The 20300-nt window shown below is 42.9% G+C and carries 15 protein-coding genes; 4 read left to right on the forward strand and 11 right to left on the reverse strand.

The features are described from left to right. Positions 1–237: 237 nt before the first annotated feature. Positions 238–1128, reverse strand: coding sequence for a LysR family transcriptional regulator (locus PO771_RS12070; RefSeq protein ID WP_272559925.1), 891 nt, complete (start codon positions 1126–1128; stop codon positions 238–240). Positions 1129–1243: 115 nt separating this feature from the next. On the opposite strand from PO771_RS12070, the gene PO771_RS12075 reads away from it, so the two are divergent. Beyond that, positions 1244–2629, forward strand: coding sequence for an MFS transporter (locus PO771_RS12075; protein WP_272559926.1), 1386 nt, complete (start codon positions 1244–1246; stop codon positions 2627–2629). Between the two features lie 1082 nt (positions 2630–3711). Then, the gene (locus tag PO771_RS12080; protein WP_272559927.1) at positions 3712–5316 is read left to right on the forward strand and encodes a sensor domain-containing diguanylate cyclase; all 1605 of its coding nucleotides are present in this window, start codon (positions 3712–3714) and stop codon (positions 5314–5316) included. 314 nt (positions 5317–5630) lie between these two features. Here the strand turns inward: PO771_RS12080 and PO771_RS12085 are convergent, their stop codons facing one another. Beyond that, the gene (locus PO771_RS12085; RefSeq protein ID WP_272559928.1) at positions 5631–6044 is read right to left on the reverse strand and encodes a DUF1842 domain-containing protein; all 414 of its coding nucleotides are present in this window, start codon (positions 6042–6044) and stop codon (positions 5631–5633) included. A 439-nt stretch (positions 6045–6483) separates the two neighbouring features. On the opposite strand from PO771_RS12085, the gene PO771_RS12090 reads away from it, so the two are divergent. Beyond that, the gene (locus tag PO771_RS12090; RefSeq protein ID WP_272559929.1) at positions 6484–7014 is read left to right on the forward strand and encodes an ImmA/IrrE family metallo-endopeptidase; all 531 of its coding nucleotides are present in this window, start codon (positions 6484–6486) and stop codon (positions 7012–7014) included. Between the two features lie 167 nt (positions 7015–7181). Next, on the forward strand, positions 7182–8327 hold the full coding sequence (locus PO771_RS12095; RefSeq protein ID WP_272559931.1) for a site-specific integrase: 1146 nt from the start codon (positions 7182–7184) through the stop codon (positions 8325–8327). Positions 8328–8442: 115 nt separating this feature from the next. Here the strand turns inward: PO771_RS12095 and mutL are convergent, their stop codons facing one another. The 9 genes from mutL to cas5b form a co-directional block, all read right to left on the reverse strand. Next, positions 8443–10470, reverse strand: a complete 2028-nt coding sequence (gene mutL, locus PO771_RS12100) for a DNA mismatch repair endonuclease MutL (protein WP_272559932.1) — start codon at positions 10468–10470, stop codon at positions 8443–8445. A 12-nt stretch (positions 10471–10482) separates the two neighbouring features. Beyond that, positions 10483–13170 carry a DNA mismatch repair protein MutS gene (gene mutS, locus PO771_RS12105; protein ID WP_272559933.1) on the reverse strand — a complete coding sequence of 896 codons (2688 nt, stop codon included), beginning with the start codon at positions 13168–13170 and terminating at the stop codon, positions 10483–10485. Positions 13171–13215: 45 nt separating this feature from the next. Next, positions 13216–14673 carry a putative amidoligase domain-containing protein gene (locus PO771_RS12110; protein ID WP_272559934.1) on the reverse strand — a complete coding sequence of 486 codons (1458 nt, stop codon included), beginning with the start codon at positions 14671–14673 and terminating at the stop codon, positions 13216–13218. 96 nt (positions 14674–14769) lie between these two features. Further along, positions 14770–15081, reverse strand: a complete 312-nt coding sequence (gene cotE / locus PO771_RS12115) for an outer spore coat protein CotE (RefSeq protein ID WP_272559935.1) — start codon at positions 15079–15081, stop codon at positions 14770–14772. Positions 15082–15120: 39 nt separating this feature from the next. Continuing rightward, entirely contained in the window at positions 15121–15411 is a 291-nt protein-coding gene (gene cas2 / locus PO771_RS12120; RefSeq protein WP_272559936.1) for a CRISPR-associated endonuclease Cas2, read from the reverse strand. Then, positions 15411–16415 (reverse strand): type I-B CRISPR-associated endonuclease Cas1b, encoded by a 1005-nt coding sequence (gene cas1b, locus PO771_RS12125; protein WP_272559937.1) that lies wholly within the window; start codon positions 16413–16415, stop codon positions 15411–15413. Before cas1b ends, cas2 begins: the two co-directional genes overlap by 1 nt. Before the next feature lie 15 nt (positions 16416–16430). Further along, positions 16431–16925, reverse strand: coding sequence for a CRISPR-associated protein Cas4 (locus PO771_RS12130; RefSeq protein WP_272559938.1), 495 nt, complete (start codon positions 16923–16925; stop codon positions 16431–16433). Next, on the reverse strand, positions 16922–19489 hold the full coding sequence (gene cas3 / locus PO771_RS12135; protein WP_272559939.1) for a CRISPR-associated helicase Cas3': 2568 nt from the start codon (positions 19487–19489) through the stop codon (positions 16922–16924). The genes PO771_RS12130 and cas3 overlap by 4 nt, the downstream gene beginning before the upstream one ends. Positions 19490–19529: 40 nt before the next feature. Next, on the reverse strand, positions 19530–20294 hold the full coding sequence (gene cas5b, locus PO771_RS12140; RefSeq protein WP_272559940.1) for a type I-B CRISPR-associated protein Cas5b: 765 nt from the start codon (positions 20292–20294) through the stop codon (positions 19530–19532). Between the last annotated feature and the right edge of the window lie 6 nt (positions 20295–20300).

Below are 20300 nucleotides of genomic sequence, written 5' to 3' on the forward strand. Positions count from 1 at the left end.
TCGCCGCTTAAAAAACGATATTCTTTTCTGCCTGGATTAATTGAAACACAATAAAGCCTGACATACTCCCCTATAGAAAAGGGCGTATGTTAGGCTTTTTTATCATTACAATATCTTCGATTTTATATTTTTATTACATAGGTTTTTGCAGCTATATCATTCCATCTTCGTTTATTCTTTTGCCATAAAAACTATAATTATCCTATTCCTAGAGGTAATACCAGCAAAGTAGCATAATTAAATCGTCTGTTTGGATATCGACCCAAAATATTCTACAACGACCTCACGGAACTCCCGAGCAGCCCACGAAATGTACCGACTTCGGTGCCATAATAAAGCGATCTCCCGTACAAATTCGTGATCCTCTACTTGGAGATATTGGATATGTTCCCGTGAATCCCTAGCCGTGCTTGGTATGAAAGCTATGCCAATTTCGGCTTCCACAAGCGTAATTAGCCTTGCTGGTTCATCTCCTTCATACACATATTTAGGTATAAATCCAACCGATTTGCATACAGAGTCCACTAAATCGCGTATACCGTAGCCTTTCTTTACACCGACAAACCATTCATCCTTTAGTTCTATCAAGGATACGCTGTTTCGGTCTGCTAGACGATGTCCTTTTGGAACCGCAACAAGGACAGGGTCGATGCATACGATTTGACACTCAATGTCATCCCTTTGTATAGGAGGCGAGGACAAGCAGAAATCTACCTCTCCTCTATAGAGAAGCGTAACCATTTCCTGCGTGCTCAGCATTTGCACATGAAATTGGATATTAGGCCTCCTTTTCCGAAACTGTCGAAGGATACTGGGTAACGTGCTTGCGGTGGTTACCGCCAACTTGAGCGCACCATGCTCCCGACTGGATGATAAATCTCTGAGCTCCTGTCTCCCCTGTTCCAATTCGAACAAAGCCCTTTCTGCACGGCGAAGGAATCTGCTTCCAAACTCGTTTAATCGCAGTCTTCTCCCTATTCGATCGAATAGAGGAACCCCTAGATTCTCCTCCAAGCGTTGAATCGTTTTGCTTAGTGACGATTGAGTAACGTGAAGACTTCGCGCCGCTTCGGTCACATGTTCCAATCGAGCTACCGCGAGAAAATACTGAAGTTGAAGAAGTTCCATTTCACATCCTCCATTTATTCCTTCTAGTCAATGAAATCATAACATTAAATGCGTTAGAGTAAATATAAGATTTCAAGTAAGATATCATTAAAACACTTCGGGAGGGAACTCAAAAATGAATGCTCGCGGTAGGTGGTTGATGATTTCTGTTGGACTAGGGACACTATTGAACCCATTAAACTCCTCAATGATTTCTGTTGCTATTGCAAGGCTGCAAAATGTGTACCGCCTTGACTTTACAGTTGTTTCCTGGATTATTTTTTCATTCTACATTGCAAGTGCCATCGCTCAACCTATTATGGGCAAAGCCAGCGATTTATTCGGTCGTAGAAAGATATTTCTTACTGGGCTTGTTGTATCCTTCGTTGCATCATTATTAGCCCCATTATCAGTAAGCTTTGGGTGGCTCATCGTATTCCGCATCGTGCAATCCATCGGAACAAGCATGATAGTTGCAGTTGGAATGGCTATTGTACGAATTCATATTACGGAGAAACAAGCAACTGCGCTGTCCGTTTTAGCCATATTCATGTCCGGAGCGGCAGCAATTGGCCCATTTATTGGCGGGGTCTTGATACACTGGTGGGATTGGCCAGCGATCTTTTTTGTCAACATTCCGTTCGTGGTGGCGAGCTTTCTATTAGCCTTACGGACGATTCCTAAGGACGAACCGTTAGCACCCGTTGCACGCAATATATCCTTTCGCAAATGGTTTGATTTGATTGATGCGTCAGGGATCCTGCTCTTCACAGTGGGTTTGGTTGCCCTACTCGTTGGATTACTGTCAACAAAATCATCCGAGCATGTCTCATTAGGACATGTGGTTGTCGGCTTGATCGGCCTCGTTGCACTGGGGGCTTTCGTACGGCATGAGTTAAAAACAACGTCACCCTTTATTCCTTTGCGCACATTCGCTAAATATTCTGCGATGACTTGGGTCAATGTCCAATTTATGCTCGTTAACGTACTTTTTTATGCTCTCTTTTTCGGGCTTCCGTCCTACTTGCAAATGGTACGTCATGTAAGCGAGTTCCATACAGGGATTCTCATGCTAACCTTAGGCTTGTGTTCACTCATTGCTTCTCCAATCGCAGGACGATGGATCGATAAATCAGGACCCATGCCTGCTTTATTGGTATCTGCAGTGCTGATGACATTTGGTTCAGTATGGATTGTAACATTGAATCAAACTTCACCGGTTATCAGTGTGTGTGTGGCGTTAGCTGCATTCGGTATTAGCAACGGGTTGAACGGTGTCGGTATGCAAGCAGCCTTGTTCCAAAATTCTCCAAAAGAAATGATCGGTGTAGCATCCGGAATATTCAATACATCGAGATATCTGGGGACCATTTTATCTTCATTGTTGACAGGAGTCGTTATGGGGGGACAGTTTAACGCTGGAGGTTTTCGACTGCTTGGGGTTATCCTTACAATCATTGCACTCTCCTTGGTATTCATGAGTTGGTGGCGCTGGGAGTCAAGGCAACTGGAAGAGTCGTAGGTTCACTAAGTCCAAATTAAAAGGAGTATCAATGTCGGTAGGAGAACTGTTGTTATAGGTACTTATCGCCCTTTCTAAATTTAGTAAGTTCATCCTGGCAGCTCTTGCATACAGTTTCCCCTCCCTAGTACATACTAGGGAGTAATAAAAATAACGTAGCCCTGTGTTCTCGATTCACGGAGAGCACAGGGCTACGTTTGTATTTCCTCGCTATTCAACTTTTCGTTCTCCTTTCTTACTTTAGTTTATATACCTGTACACCCCTAACGATCTCGGGAAGTGCCACACCTTCCTTCTTTCGTTATTCGACTGCTGTGTACATCGCCTTTCCCTATTTACCTGGAGCAAGCATCCATTGAATTTTACCCTCTGCAATCATCGTCATCACATCCATTCAGGTGTAGTGGGTTGAGTAGAAGGTTGTCCAACTGTTGTTGGTGTAAAATAAATATAACAAAAATTCAGAATAATTAAAACAACGAAATAGATTGTTTATCTCTTTATATCTTTATATATCATCTTATTAATCTGTTTATCATCCGTTTTCTCTCTTTTCATCTATTTTTACGCTCGCAAAATTGGTTAATACTCACAGTTAGAGCCATACTACATGCCTATTAACGGAACTAAAAAAGCCAGACATACTACCCGGGAATATGTCTGGCTGTTGTTTATATTCGCCCCCCTAATTACCTATCAATTTCCCTTTCTAATTATTGAATTAACAAACTCAACAACTATAATCTCTACATGATATTCCACCAAACACTCATCAACCAAAAAACTATACAAAAAAGTAAATAAAAGTTGAAAAATAGGCTTCCTTTCGCGAAAATAGTTTGTATATTATCCTAAACTAGTACGAAAGTAGGAACCTATCATGAGAAATTCCCACCACATTCCTTCATAATTCTGAAACGGATGATTCAGGAGAAAAATATACACTCGATCGCCGAATCAGCTAACTATACGAATGCAGAATGAAAAATTACGGTCTACTCTACTCTGATTTATAATCCTAGTCGCAGTTTCGCAAATTATGCAAATTAAATATTTATCTCATAAATACAAGGAGGAATTTGATGTCTCCACTATGCAAAAAAAGTCAACGTAAACAAATAAGCCTGACTTTACTTTTAACAGGTCTAGTGTCCTTGTCTGTTCTTATAACATTAACCATTCTTCTTATTGCATCTTATCAATCGAAAAAAAAAGCATTGATCGACACTACACTCACCTTAAATTATACAAGCGCAGCCAAAATGAGTCGTACTGTAGACACTTTATTTAAATCTATGCGAAGTAGCTTGCACTATTCCTCGGGCGTCTTATCAAATATAGATTCTATGAATGCTGATGAAGTATACGCGAATCTAGAATTAATACGTCATAGTAGCAACTATTTTAATTCTATTGTCGTGGTGGATGAAACAGGAGTTGTTCGAAATATATCTCCGAAATCTGTTGATACAGTTGGACGATATATTAGCACAAAAGAAGCAAAAGCTGCATTGGCATTAAAAGGGCCCTATCTATCTAAACCTTATATTACTACGAAGTCTAAACGCCTCATCGTATTTATGAGCGAGCCCATTTACGATAAGAAAGGTAGATACCGCGGGTATATAGGAGGAACTATTTATCTTCAAGAAAAAAACGTATTAAATATGATCTTCGAAAACAACCCTACAGATAAAATAGGTTCATATTTTTACATAGTAGGACCCAACGGGCATGTGTTGTTCCATCATTATGAAAGTCGTTTAGGCGAGGATATCAGTGCCAATCAAGTGGTTCGAAAGCTTATGCAAGGACAAAGTGGACAGGAACAGATGGTCAATTTGAAAGGAGAACATTTACTAGCAGGATACGTAAAGGTTCCGGAAAATGACTGGGGTGTAGTTGTGGTCTCTCCTATTAGTGTGGTTTATGAACAATTGAATGATCAGATAAAAGCCATTCTTTTTTATATGCTACCTCCATTTGTATTATTAATGCTAGTCGTCATAGGGCTTGCACGCGGATTAGCGAGACCCTTTGTAGCCCTTGCGGACTTTGTGACCAAAATTGGAGAAGAAAAAGTCGAACTTCCTGAAGGAAAACGACACTGGAATAGAGAGGTTGATTTGTTAACGGAAGCAGTTAGATATGCAGTAACAGATATTAAAAAACAGACTGACCAATTGACGCTTGAGGCAATGACCGATCCATTGACCGGGCTAACAAACAGAAGAGCACTTGAGGCAATCATGCACAGATGGATTGAGGAGCAAATCTCTTTTTCTATTATTATTATGGATATTGATCGATTTAAATCCATAAATGACACATTTGGTCATCAAGGTGGGGACGAAGTATTAAAGCATTTCGCGAAAATTATTACTTCATGCGTCCGACCAGGTGATGTATGTTGTCGTTTCGGAGGTGAAGAATTTATTTCACTTATTTCTCATGTCTCTGTCGAGGAAGCTTATCTTGTGGCTGAACGAATTCGCGTTATGCTCGAAAAGAGTTCCAATCCCATTGGACAAACTATTACAGTTTCACAAGGCATCGCACACTATTCTTCACACTCCGATTCGGCTGAAGAATTGATTCATTTGGCTGATCAAGCCTTGTATAAAGCGAAGGATTCGGGAAGAAATCAAACCATTATTGCAGAATTTGTAGAAAGGATTAGTGATTGAAACTAAGCTAATCCAGCTAATAAGCTGTCAATATTTCTCTATAAATAAAAAAGGTAATTACACAAGTGTTGATTATCCGTTTTTAGAAATACTACCCCCATATAAGCCAGCATACTTTTGGTTCAATAGCGCTAATAGTGTTCTTAACCAAACTTCTGGAACCATAAAAGGTATCATTAAGAATACGGCTGTTTTCGATGTCCACACAGAAATCGGCCCAACTGAACCTCTATAAACACATTTGTAATATATAATAAAAAGCCTGACGTAATTTCCACAAAGGAATATGTCAGGCTTTTTATATATGAAATGATCTATTCCACTATTTTCACAGGTGCATCTGAAATACGATGTACATTGCCATATGCATCAAGATATTGATAATTTGCTACCCCTGATTTCCAATCCCCTTCTAAAACAATTCTAAATGTTAAAGTAGGAGGGTTTGAGCTAGTGTCTACACCAGGAAGAACACCTTCTCGCACTCCGTTGCCTACCACTAAAATGTGCGTATTATTAGGCATAACGGTCATGTACGTGAAATTTCCTTGCACATGATACGTGTAGTCAATTGGTGGATTTACTGCTTGGGTGATATGACCGAGTCCACTAACCAGCTCTTTCGGGGTATTTACAGCTAAATCGAGCTGAAATAAAGGTGCACCTGGCTTATCCCCTCCGATTTGATAACGAGCAAGAAACAATCCTACTTGTACATTTGCACTCATTACTTTTCCCTTCTTTCTTCGATTAATTATAAAATCACAAAAAAAGAAACGTGCAGTAGTATACGTATGCATGATTAACGGTGCATTATTCCACTAAAAAATACTCAACAAAAGGATACTTTGCTTCCTAGTACATACTATAGAGTGAAAATATTCATCGAAAAAAGCCTGACGTATCACCCTATCTGGTATATACTAGATTTCTTTATGTTACTTCTACTCCATAACGTAAAGTAATAGAGTATCATGCAAAATGTGGATGAAAGGTGTACAAGCATATCCGCAATCTTTTCTCTTTTTTTCCTTCATCATCCAAATATATTGTAAAAACACGATATATTTGGTATATAATGGATACGTACATCATCGCCGATTCCATCGGCCTTATTTTTTACCTCAAAACACGAACTTACGTTCCTGAAAAGGAGGTCTTACAAGAATGTGGGAGTATTACCGACCGGGCATGATCGAGGAAACGATCGAAGACATATACAGAAGCCACAGTATTCTCCACCCCTGGGATTTACGCATTGAAAACCTCATGCGTACTTTTTCCATCGACCTACGTTATTGGTTCCTTGAACCAAAATGTATGTGGAGTGAAAACCAACGAGTTATTTTTCTAACAAAAGGGCTAACAGGCTTTGCATATAAGCAAACATTCTTTCATGAATTTGGGCACGTCTTAGTCCATGAAGGTGATCAGCTTGCCATGTCAAATGCACAGCGCCAGCTTATGGAGCTAGATATTCGCCGCTTCTTACGCTTTGCCATGATGCCTGCCTTTATGCTGCGTCAGCTTGAACCGTATCTCTTATCATCTCCCTGGGATTTGGTAGAGTCGTTTGAAGTTCCATATGAGTATGTCATCAATCGCCTGAAAGACATTCGTCGGCGTATCTGGAGTCGATACTGGCTAGAGCAAGAAGCAAAGTGGCGACGTCAACAGCAATTGGTTGTATGCTCTTGAGTAGATGTCCCATATCTTTACTTTGGCTTATAGCATTTCGGATTACGTCATGCATGATAGAGGACAAAATGCCAACAACATTACTGTACGAGGGACAAGCTTTGTCTTGATCTCCTTTCCTATGTAAACATTCGATATAATTCACCAACAAGGAGGGGAAAAGAAACATGAAAGGGTATTTTCATAAACGTGGAAGCAAATGGGCGTTTACAATTGATGTAGGGAAAGACCCGGAGACCGGTAAGAGGAAGCAAAAAGCATTGAGCGGATTTAAAACAAAAAAAGAAGCTGAAAAAGCCTGTGCAAAGCTTATCATGGAGCTTGAAAACGGAGAGTATATCGAAGAAACGAAAACCACGTTCGGCGCTTTCATCAATGACTGGCTTCAGCTTGTGGCGAAACCAACACTTCGCCCCACTACATATGCAGGATATGAAAGTGCTGTTCGCTCCCGGCTTATTCCTGCATTCAAAAATCGTAAGCTAGTTGATATCAAACCCATCCATGTAATGCGATTTTATAGCTCTTTATTAGATGAAGGTATTACAGAAGAATTTGTTCAATATTTGCATAGTATACTTAAAAATTCATTTCGCACAGCGATCAAATGGGAGTTACTGAAGCAGAACATCATGGATAAAGTCGAGCCACCAAGCCGCAAAAGAAAGCAGTTGCGTGTATGGACTTTGGAAGAAGCGATTTCTTTTTTAGAGGCAGCTAAAGAAACACGGCAACACTTTTATATGACCTATGTCCTCGCTATTTTTACCGGCATGCGCCGCGGAGAGATTTTAGCATTAAAGTGGACGGATTGTATGCTAGATGAAGGTAAGATAAGTGTCAATAAGAGTCTTTCCTTTGTAAAAGGGCACGGAATCGTATGCCAGGAGGCGAAAACCGGGAGCTCAAACCGCGTAATCTCAATCTCAGATATGATAGTTGAAGAACTACGAAAACATCGACTTCAACAGCAAAAAATGAAATTGATGCTCGGAGAAGCCTACCAAGATAACGGGTATGTAATTGCAAAAGAAACGGGTGAACCGGTCAATCCCAATTATATATTCAACCACTTTAAAAAGCTTTTAGGTAAGGTTGACGTGCCACCGATTCGCTTCCATGATCTACGCCATACCCATGCGACGATTATGTTGAAGCTTGGTGAACATCCAAAAGTAGTCTCTGAACGACTCGGTCACTCAAACATTCAAATGACCATGAACGTGTACAGTCATGTTACGCTCGACATGCAAAAAGAATCTTCAGATCGATTCGAACAAGCCTTCCAAGCAGCCAAGAGAAAAACAATGTGAGCAAAATGTGAGCATTTTTGATTTCCTGCCGTTTCTCCATTAAGAAGAAAACCGGAAAACCCTTGATATAACTTGGCTTTCCGGTTCTTATTTATCATAAGTAATTCAATCGTTATTACATAACCCTCTTAAACATCTTCTCAATATCATACGTCGAAAAATGAATAATAATCGGTCGACCGTGCGGGCATGTAAACGGGCTCGTCGTCCGGCGCAGCCGCTCAATAAGCGCTTCTAGCTCGGCATGATTCAAATGGCGATTCGCCTTAATCGCGGCTTTGCATGACATCGTAATCGCGGCTGCTTCCCGCAGCTGTACCACATCAATGCCTTTGCGCCCCGGCTTCACAACCATCTCCACCATTTCCTGAATAATGGCCTCTTCTTCCCCCTTCGGCAGCCAGCGTGGGTGGGAACGTACAAGAAAACTGTTTAGCCCAAACGGCTCAAGATGCACACCGATCTGCTCGAACCAGTCACGGTGTGCTTCCACCGCTCCCGCTTCTGCCGTGGTCAGCTCCAGCGTAATCGGAATCAGCAAGTCCTGACTCTCCACCGCTTCTTCGTGCAGCTTATTCAGGAAATACTCATAAAAAATCCGTTCTTGCGCAGCGTGCTGGTCGATCATATACATCCCTTCCGCATTTTGCGCAATAATGTACGTGCCATGCACCTGTCCAACTGGATACATGTCCGGCACGCGCTCCCCTGTACTTGCTGACTCTGCCTGATCCTCATTCGATACCCCTTCATCCGGCTCATAGGCAGTCTCTACCATGTCAGCTATATCTTCTTCTACTTGTTCATCTACAACAAGCGATACGCTCGGCTCCGCTATCGAATCAGGCTCCGGCTGATCCTCAGAGCCCTGCATAGATTTCTCCACCAGCACAGCAGGCTCGGTCGCAAGCAACGACTGTTCGTACGTTTGGCCACCTAGTGAATCGTACAGCTTGCCTGGTCGATTTGCTTCTTGTGCTTCTCCCGGACGATCTTCCGAAAAAGAAGTTCGACGTTTGTCCAACGCGGTCGAATCTGATGTTTCCGCCTGTTCAGGCACGAACACCGACCAGTCCATTGACGTCTGAAAGGATGGTGGCTTCGGCGTGCGCGGCGCTTCGTTTAAGCGAGTGCGGCCCGGCTCGGGAATAAGACGCTTATTACTCCATACACGGCGAACTTCTTCCTCCACAAAGCTGTACAATTCCTGCTCCTTACTAAATCGCACTTCAAGCTTCGCCGGATGAACATTCACATCAACAAGCGATGGCTCCATCTCAATCGCAAGCACCGCAATCGGACTTCGGTTAATCGGCAGCAATGTATGATACCCGCGTAAGATCGCGTTATTCACCCCATGATTACGCACGTAACGACCATTAATGATCGTCGATATATACGAGCGACCAGCCCGCGTAATCTCTGGTCGGGCAAGATAGCCAGACAGCTTGTAATCGAGGGATTCCGCTTCAATCGGAACCATGTTGCGAGCAATGTTCATGCCGTACACGGCTGCGATGGCGTGCAAGAGTTTGCCATCCCCTGGTGTTTTTAAGAGCTGCTTATCGTTATGCATCAATACAAAGGAAATGCTCGGATGCGATAGTGCCTGCCGATTCATCACATCGGATACGTGCCCGACTTCTGTATGAATTGTTTTCATATATTTAAGTCGAGCAGGTGTATTATAGAACAAATCCATCACATGCACTTCTGTCCCACGCGGATGCGCGACCGGCTCTACGACTTCCTCGACTCCGCCAGCGATCCGCACGCGCGTGCCGCCTGTGGAGCCTGCTTGTGTACTTTTGATTTCCGTACGAGAGACAGCAGCGATACTCGGCAGCGCCTCGCCACGAAAGCCAAGAGTTCGGATATGCGATAAGTCGCGCTCCCGCATCAGCTTGCTTGTGGCGTGCCGCTCGAACGCCAGACAGCAGTCTTCTCGGTCCATGCCGCGTCCATTATCGACCACACGAATGGACATCAATCCGCCTTCTTCAAGATATACTTCGACTCGTGTCGCTCCTGCATCAATCGCATTCTCGACCAGCTCCTTCACGACAGAAGCCGGACGCTCCACGACTTCACCCGCCGCAATCAAATTCGCAAGCTGCGCATCCATTACTTGAATGTCCGCCATGCCGTCATCCTCCTACACTTGCTTTTTAAGCTCGAACAAAAAGTTCATTGCCTGCATCGGCGTCATGTTCAACAGGTCAGCTTCTCGTAACTGCTGCACAAGTTTCTCTTCTGTTTTTGACACCTTTCCTCCTGAAGGAGAAGCAGATGGCACTGGTTCTTCAAACAGTGCGAGCTGTACCTGAGCATTCGATACCTGTTCCGAAACAGCTGCAGGCTCTTCCTGTACCTGCACGCTTTCGATCGGTTCTGGTGGAATGGCAGCTGGTGTCGTACTGGCGGTTGACGGCAGTACCATCCCTTCATAACTGCTCAACAGCTCATTCGCTCGCTCGATGATTCGCTCTGGCAGACCGGCGACTTGCGCACAGTAGATGCCATAGCTTTTATCTGCTGGACCGCTAATTAATTTACGCAAGAAAATAACCGTATCATCCACTTCATCAACTGCCATATGGAAGTTACGCAGGTGCGGCAGCGTCAATTCAAGATGCGACAGCTCATGATAATGCGTGGATACAAGCGTTTTACAGCCCACTACGTCATGCAAATATTCAATCACCGCCTGCGCAATCGACATCCCTTCCGATGTGGACGTACCACGGCCTAATTCGTCAATGATCACAAGACTGTGTGCATTCGCATTCGTAAGCGTTACTTCAATCTCTTTCATCTCAACCATAAACGTACTCTGCCCGCCTACGAGATCATCCGCTGCCCCGATCCGGGTGAAAATCCGATCTACAGGGGCAAGCGTAGCAAACTCTGCTGGTACGTAACTACCGAGCTGCGCCATAATGACAATCAGGGCCACCTGACGCATATATGTACTTTTCCCCGCCATATTCGGCCCGGTAATCAGCAGCATCGCTTGCTCATTCGTAAGTTTCGTATCATTCGGTACGAACGGCTCACCACGCAGTACCGCTTCCACAACCGGGTGTCTGCCTTCGGTAATCATCATCTGGCCGTCGGCTATGATTTGTGGCTTCACGTAGCGATTTTCCTGGGCAACAGCAGCTAGCGATTGCAGTACATCAACCGTTGCGACCTGCTGAGCCAGCGCCTGCAGCCGCTTCACTTCTCGCGCTACCGCCTCGCGAATCTCGACAAACAACTCATATTCAAGACCTGTTCGCTTCTCCTCCGCTTCAAGAATAAGCGCTTCTTTCTCTTTTAATTCTGGTGTAATGAAGCGCTCCGCATTGGCAAGCGTCTGCTTTCGCTCGTACCGTCCCGGTGGCAATGCGCCAAGATTCGCTTTTGTCACTTCTATATAATAGCCGAACACTTTGTTATAGCCGACTTTTAAAGAACGAATGCCTGTAATTTGACGCTCTTGCTGCTCAAGACCTGCAATCCACTGCTTTCCTTCCCGACTTGCATTACGCAGCTTGTCCAAATATTCATGATAGCCTTCTTTAATGAGGCCACCATCTTTTAAAGCAAGCGGCGGATCATCCGTAATGCCCTCCTCGATAATCTCCACCACATCCAGGCAGGCATCCATGCCATCCGCAAGTTCACGCAGCACATCTGCGCCGGGGGCAAGTTCGGCCAGTGCCTGCTTCAAAGCTGGAATGGTCGCAAGCGATGTTTTCAACTGCACAAGATCACGCGCACTCGCCGTTCCGTACGCAATCCGCCCGGCGAGACGCTCCAGATCGTATACATCCCCAAGCAGCGTCCGCAGCTCATCCCGTACCATCCAGCCATCGATTAACTGTTCAACCGCACGCTGACGCCGCTCAATCTGTGCGACTCCAAGCAGCGGCTTATCAATCCAGCGCCGCAACAGCCGTCCACCCATCGCGGTTACGGTCTGATCAAGCAGCCAGAGCAGTGATCCTTTTTTCGTTTTGTCACGAATCGTCTCCACCAGCTCCAGATTACGGCGGGTAAACGGATCGAGTACCATATATTCGTTTGCTTCATATAGTTGTATCCGATGCAGGTGTGCCAGTGAACGCTTCTGCGTTTCTTCAAGGTAAGCAAGAAGCCCGCGCACCGCAACAAGCATCGATCCCGTACAAGACCGCTCCCCTGCAATATCACTAAATAGTCCACTTAGCGCATCCTGCGGCCGATCGATATCATCCAGATTTGGCGAACGGCGTGTTACGACTACCTGGTAAGGAGCAAGCCGCTCTGCTAGCTCCTCTTCGTCTGTATTTGATGTGAGCAGGACGATTTCCGACGGGCTATACTGTGTCATTTCGTCCAGCATACCTGTAACGCCCCGTACTTCTGTTGTATAGAACTCCCCGGTAGAGATATCACAGGCCGCAAGTCCAAGCAAGCCGTCTGCTTCATACACACTAAGCAAGTAGTTGTTTTCCTTCTCCCCGAGCAGCTTGCCTTCCATAACGGTACCTGGTGTAATAATACGGGTTACTTCTCGACGAACAACGCCTTTTGTTTGCTTCGGATCTTCCACCTGCTCACAAATCGCGACCTTATAGCCTTTCTCGATCAACTGTGCAATGTAGGCATCCGCAGAATGATGCGGCACACCGCACATCGGAATCCGCTCATCCGTACCACCTGCACGACCTGTGAGCGTAATCTCCAACTCTTTAGACGCTCGTATCGCATCTTCAAAAAACAGTTCATAAAAATCGCCCAACCGAAAAAATAGGAATGCATCCTGGTGGCGGGCTTTTATCGTTAAATACTGCTGCATCATCGGCGTATGTGTCATCCGTTTTCTCTCTCCTGTACCGCAAAAATCTACTAATCGGCTCTATTATAGCATACTGGGCTCATGCGTTCGATTCACGATCATGTCGGGCTGGAACGGTGGGAGTTTCCAGGCCATCCGAATGTCCACATGCTCTTCCCACACCGCGCGCAGCGCTACTAACTCCCGAAATGGGGCAATATATGCTTCATACTCTTTGTATTCAGGAAGAGACTCAAGATCTTCCCACAGTTCTGCCACATACGGCAATAGCACATCCTGCTGACCGGTATAAAAAGCATGATGCAGCTCTGGAATTAAAAATAGTCCTCGTACTGGAAGCTTACGATACACGCGCGCTATAAGATGAGCCAGTGCCAGCACACCGCGCGTAATACGCGGTGAGACAATAAAGCTCGGCAAAGTCCGATACTCAAATCCACCGTGGAACTGGGGACGCATATCACCAAGCTGCCCATATTTCGGGCGCCGTGCCCGTGACGCTTCATTCTCCAGAAGTAATAAAGGCAGAGCCACATACGTATCGAGCGCTCGCAACAGTCTAGCATTACAAGGAATTTCGCTAAAATGAATATGTCCACCAATCGGATATCCCCGAAGTGGCATTCCTCCGGCCTCCCAAGCTAGATTAGACGGGCCGATCAATTGAATGCCCCGACACATAGCGCGGTATACGTTACGAAACAATCCCCGCGGTGTGTCCGCAGGCGCAGGTCGCAGCTCAGCGATGGGAAACTGTCGTCGTGTAATATCCCCACGCCACCACACTCGGTCACAGCCAACAATGCCATCTCTCGGAAAATAATGCGAAGCCATTACCATTTTTCCACCCGGAGTACGCAGTACGAATTCAATATCAGCTCCAATCATCACCGTACGTGTATATGATTGCTCATAGCCTGCTATAAATGTCTCAACTGCACACTGGAACTTCCGATTGATTTCTCCTATCTTCGGAAATGTTGGCCTAACCGCAAGCACCGCCGTCTGCCCTCGCGTATCTACTCCCACATATACAGCACCAAAATCGAGGCCAAGACTGTAGATACTACGCACCGCATACGAGAGCAAGCGGCGGATGGTTCGCTGCCCGGAATCCATCGTAATCTCTTGATATGACTCTTCTGTATCCATCACCCGATCATGCAACCAGAGTCGCTGACCATTCGCTTCATACAGTGCCAGCACCTCCTGCTGAAAAACAACTGCCATATAGCGGCGTATATTTGTGCTTTTCGCTGTTAATCCGCGTACTGTATGTACAGTCGGAATCCCTGCCTCTGCAAGTACTCCAGGCCAGATATCTCGATCAGTCGCATTTTCGATTGCTTCGCTTCCATTTAACACAATTGTGCGCGATTCTTTGCACGACAGACCACACTCTCCCCACTGCACCGTTACAGCAGGCCAGGGTGCAGGCACGTATGTTCCAGATGACCATGAGAAATTGGATGCAAACAAGGCCGCTTCTTTTTTATCCTGATGCAGCAGGAAACATGTCATGTACGATACTTCCTTTCGGGAAAGGTTCAACACTTTTATCTAGGAAAAGAAAAAGGGAGGACGCTCCTCCCATGTTAGCTGCGGTGTATGTGCCGGTTAATCCAGGAATGTATCAGGATCAAGGTCAGCGAAGTCATCCATGTCTTCGAATTCGTCCGTATACATCTCATCTTTTTCGTCGTCTCCGCATGAGTCACAGATAACGATACACAGCTTTGTTTCTCCGACGATTTCAACGGCGTATTCACGCTCAACAGATAAGACGATTACCCCGTTGCTTGCTACTCGCGCTTCCACACAGTTTGGTTCCTGCGTGACACGCGCCGTTACTTCAATCTCCCCACGGCAGTTACCGTCATAGTAGGAAAGCGGTACGACCTCAACAAACTTGATCGTTTCTTTCAACACCGTCGTCTCTCTGAAGAGAGGTTAATTGTAGATAACCACTTATAAAAATAAATTCTCTCCATCTTTTTTCTTTTGTCCCAATGTTTCTTCTTCAAAACTGTATTCATTTATCACTTTTATAATGGAAACAAAGTCTTCTTTAGGTTGGACAATAGTAGCTAGTTCTTTTCGAAGTTTTATAATATTAGATGGAGTAATAGGACCACGAAATACTGAATTCTGATGATGAAACAAGTACTTCTTACATATCTTGAAAACTTTATGTACACGAAGTTCGTTCACGTCATAAAATAGAAAAATATAGTTATAGTTCAACTTCTTTTCAGCCATCATTTCAACTCCTTAACACTGAATGGAACGAAGGGCTTATTCTCTACAATCAATTTGATTAATTTATACGCATCCAGTTTAATGGCTGTTTTATAACTTACTTTTCGTTTAAGTACAGGGTGCTGGAATACGCTATTAAACCGTTCTTCCAATGACGACAAAAAAATCTCCTTGCCCTGTTTATTCAGAAGACAATAATTTAACTTCCGCTCAAAATGCTTCTCAACCTGTAACTTCCTGTTATTCACATTCTCAAAAATCGTCCGAAATACTATAATCGGTTTAAATACTTCACATAAATCTAGACTTAACGAAAAACGACTTTCAGATGGCTCATGCAGAAAGCTAATCGTTTGATTTAAATGGGTCTGGTAAATCTGCGAAACCGTCTTAGAATATAGGATTGAGTTTCCAAGAGACACAAGAGCATTCATAGGGTTATCAGGTGGACGCCTTACTCGTTTATTCATAACAAAATCAGCTGGTAAAAAGCTTGAAAAAGAAGTATAAAACTTGCGCCAGATTTCTCCTTCTATGAACAATACCTGCTTACTATCAAGGTCTTTTGCCAAATATACAGGCACATCTTTGCGAAGCCAATCCAAAAAAGGTTTAAGATCTTTACGATCATGCTTGTAATAGTGATACAACACTTGATGGATATTCCCAGCTATTCCCTGGACAATTGCCTTGGCAATATCCATGCGTTTGTTCATATAAGCTTGTGCCTGCATAACAGTTAGCTTTCCACTTACAAGCTGTTCCTTCGGATAAAACGTTCCGCAATATTGATGATGATAATCAAAGAAATGCACAGTTACTCCAGCTTTCGAAAGAAACTGAAACAGCTTTGTATTTAAACTCACTTCATTCAAACAGTAAATTTCTTTTATACCCTCAATCGGAATGTACGTATTTCCCTTATCATTTCGAAACACTAACGAATGATCTTTCCTCTTTAACTCCCCCATGCTCATCAAGTACTTAGTTGACCGCCCCATCATTTCACTTCCTTCCACTCAAATATAGCAATAATCATAATAAGCACAACGCTTACACTTCTTATCCAAAATTGCCGGAGAAGGTGTAGCCGAAGAACAATAATCGATAATCTCCTGCTCTAACTCCTGCAACCTTTTTTCTATATCTTCTGTTAGATCCACATAAATAATTGTTTTCTCCTGCTTATTCTTTTCATCGAATTGAATTTTTCCTTTTCGCTCAATCCCTTTATCCTTTAGTATCTTGAGATAAAAAAGTGTCTGCCACTTTGCAGCTTCAATATTAGCGTCAGATTTTTTATGTTCAATCAAATAATCTGGTGTTAATTTGTCAATTTTGATGCTTTCAATTGCAATTTCACTATTTTTGTTTCCCTCTGCCCGTAATTCGTGAAGAATTTTTCCAATACGAACATCTTCACTGTTATCTTCGAGGTTGATTTTGTTGGCATGAAGCCAGCATTGTCGTTTGCAATGAAAATAATAATTAACTAATGTACCTGTAACTTTCATGAAAACAATCCACCTGCTTCTTTTTCGTACAGCTCATGATCAAATTTTTTAATCCCTGTAACTTTGTCTTCATACATGTAAACGGCCCCTTGCTCAATAAAAAACAAATCCCCTATCTGCTCATCATATCGCTTTGGACGTTTATCATACCGATGGCTCGAATCAATATAAGAATATGTGAAGAAACTCATTTTCTCACGGACAGCAGAAAGCCTCACCTGCCTCTCTGCATACTCCATTGAATCAGCAGTAAGCAACTCCTTATACTGCTGCCATACCATTTCACCAGCTAATTCAGTTCCATCTTCAAATCGAATGACATGCGAAACGAATAACGTAAAAGAGCGATCTTCAATAAGCTCCATATGTTTCGCTACGCGCTTAAAATCAAGTCTTTGAACTTTTTCCGTAAAAATAGCTGCATTTTGTTTGTTTTTCTCCTTCTTTTGTTCCAGAAGCCGGGTAAAACACATCTCATAAAAATCCTTAAAGCGCTTATTAACTAAATATTCTTTGAAATCAGGATGAAGTAGATCATATTCTAGACGCCAATCATTCCGGTAAATCTGTGAAGCGCCGTCAAGATTAAAAAAATAGGCTCGACAATCGGAACGCAAGCATGATCGATTGATCCGCCCCAAGAACTGTTCCTCACTATCAAGTAGAGAAATATCCTTAAAGCCTACATCCATATCGATGTCAACTCCAGCTTCAATTACCTGGGTTGTAATAACAAGCACATCTTTAACCTTAAGCATCTTATTTTCATCTACCGCACCAAGTTCATCAAGAATTTTGCGGCGAAAATAACTACTATCATCCCCGGTAATTTCAATGATTCGTCCCTCGTATCTCTCAGATGCCAAACGATAAAATTCTCGGGCTGTTTTCTTTTTAATAAACTCAATGAGAATACGACTAGGTCCACGCTCTTCCCGAACTTTCTCAATATCCAACAGCAACTCATCAAGTGTATACTCAGTTTTATTCAATAATGAAAAATGTAGATGGACACGTCCTTTAAAAAGAGGATGTTGAAAATATATCTCAGGATCTTTTACTAATTCTACCTGCTTGGTCGGCTCTTGAAGCAACTGATCTAATTTCGGAAGCGTTGCAGACATAATAATAATCTTCATATTCATCCACTCGCTGAAACATTGTAAGAAACGAATAATTTCAACCCATCGATCATTCCGATAACTCTGTACCTCATCAATAATAATTACACTATTGCACAAGTGGGCAAAAGCCAGATTAGATTCTCTACCGGTTCCAAATAAATAATGAAAAAAATTCACATGTGAAGTAATCGTAACTGGATACTGTAGCATCTGCCGATTCAGCAACTCTTCGCGATAATTAATTGTAGATTCTGCATCCTTTTCTTCCTTCTCTGTCACAATAGGGGTAACAGAATTCACAACAGATATACGGTAACTATTTCGAACCTCTTCGTCCTCGAATGCCCTCTGCAATGTTTGATTGGTCTGTTCAATTAATGTATTAAAAGGAAATACATACACAATCTTATTCAACTTCTCATGGTGATTAAGCAGTTGAAGTGCCAGATTTATGGACATATTCGTTTTGCCACTACCAGTCGGAGCTTCGAGATAGTATATTTGTTTATCAAGATTCTGCAAAAGCCGTTCTTCTGCCTCTAAAAAAATGTCCGAGCGCAGCTTGTTAATGGCACTATCCGCAAACACATTTTTATCTTTTTTATACGCTTCAATCCCTTGATAAATTTTCGTGTTCCGATAAGCCGTATATAATTTTTCCTTATCTGCTTCCTTTACGTATTTCCATTCAGGAGCTTGATCTTCGTTCTCATATGTATATGTTGCATAAAAATCTGCAGCAACGAGAGCTGAATACAAAAGCCTTGCTAGTATATAAAAGGAATATGCTTCATGACCATCTTCATAACGATATGTCTGTTCACTAAAAATGATCAAATTCAGCTCGTTTCGTACACGCTCACTTTCCTCATAATACTTTACATAGCCAGGAAATCCTCTTACTCTTTTTTGAAGACGCTCTAACTTGTTCTGAAAATCCGCTTCAGATAAATCCTCCAAGTACGTATGATGCCGAGAGATCACATATGCAAACGTATAAAGAACATGCCGTAAAAACCCCCGAACCCCATCTTCTTTAACCACTTCTACCGCTAGTGAAAAAATATCAACATACAAAAGTGCCGATAAAAGAGCGTGATGAGAGTCATTTAACTCCTCCTGGTCTGTATGCTGTATTGTTCGATTTCGCATCTTTACTTTTTGAAAAACCGGATTAACTTTTCCGATATCATGCATGTAAACAGCCTGCTTAAACATCGTAATAATTAATTGGTGACTAGCTTCGTCCAGTTTTTCTCCATCAAAAGTAAGAGCAGAAACAATGGATTGAAGTGCTTCTTCTACCCCATTTTCTTGCAACAGCTTATCAAAAAAGAACTGCGTTAAATCAGAATGTTGCTCCAGCGTTTCGTTTTCTTGCTTACCAACATGGGCCCAGATGTGATCACTTTCTCGTATATATTCAGCAATGGATATCATGATAATCCCCCTATCAAAAAAGAAGGGGGCATCCCCTTCCTTATAAAAAGTATAAAAATCGACCTTCTCCGGTATAGATTGGTGCATCCTCTTCTAAACTTGCCAACTTACGGTTCGTAAATCCAACTTCTTTATACTCATATGAATTTAACTGTGTATCCAAAGCTACAGGAATCTGTTCTTTATAGGAATGAAAACTTGCACTTCCATCCGTTGTGCCGCCTCTCTTCTGATACGTAACATGTTCCGTATAAAATAATGAATCAATCCGCTCTGTACGCTCCTGCCATTCAAGCGCAAGCATTCGAATTGAAGAAAGTGAAGCCGGATGATCATTCTTTCCAAGGTACGGCAAGTAGACACTTTCTCCTGCTTCTAGCATTGCAGCCAGACGCGAAAAAATCTCTGTGCCATTATCCAGCACATAAACTGTCCAGTGTGGATTTTCAATCCATTGTTCGCGAACAACAAGATTGTTTCCTTCTTCCTGACTTGCATAACCTACTGAGTTATTAAAAATCTGGATTTTTTTCGCAAAATATCCACGATCCCCATGCGGTACAATGCTTACAGGTAGATCACGAAGCAAACGATAAAATTCCGGGTACAAATTCTTTTCGTTTTTGCCATTAAGCTGAATATCTCGATATTGGGTTGCGTATCCACCCAGACCAAGGATAGCTCCTAGCAAACCATACAACGCTATTTTATGAATATGACTATATGTAAAGTATGCATTTGCGTTCACATCAGGCTTCTTAAAAAATGCTGTTTTTCCGGTGAGTTCAAAAGCGATTGCTTTCATTGATTC

The organism is Aneurinibacillus uraniidurans (assembly GCF_028471905.1).
GTDB classification, from domain to species: domain Bacteria; phylum Bacillota; class Bacilli; order Aneurinibacillales; family Aneurinibacillaceae; genus Aneurinibacillus; species Aneurinibacillus uraniidurans.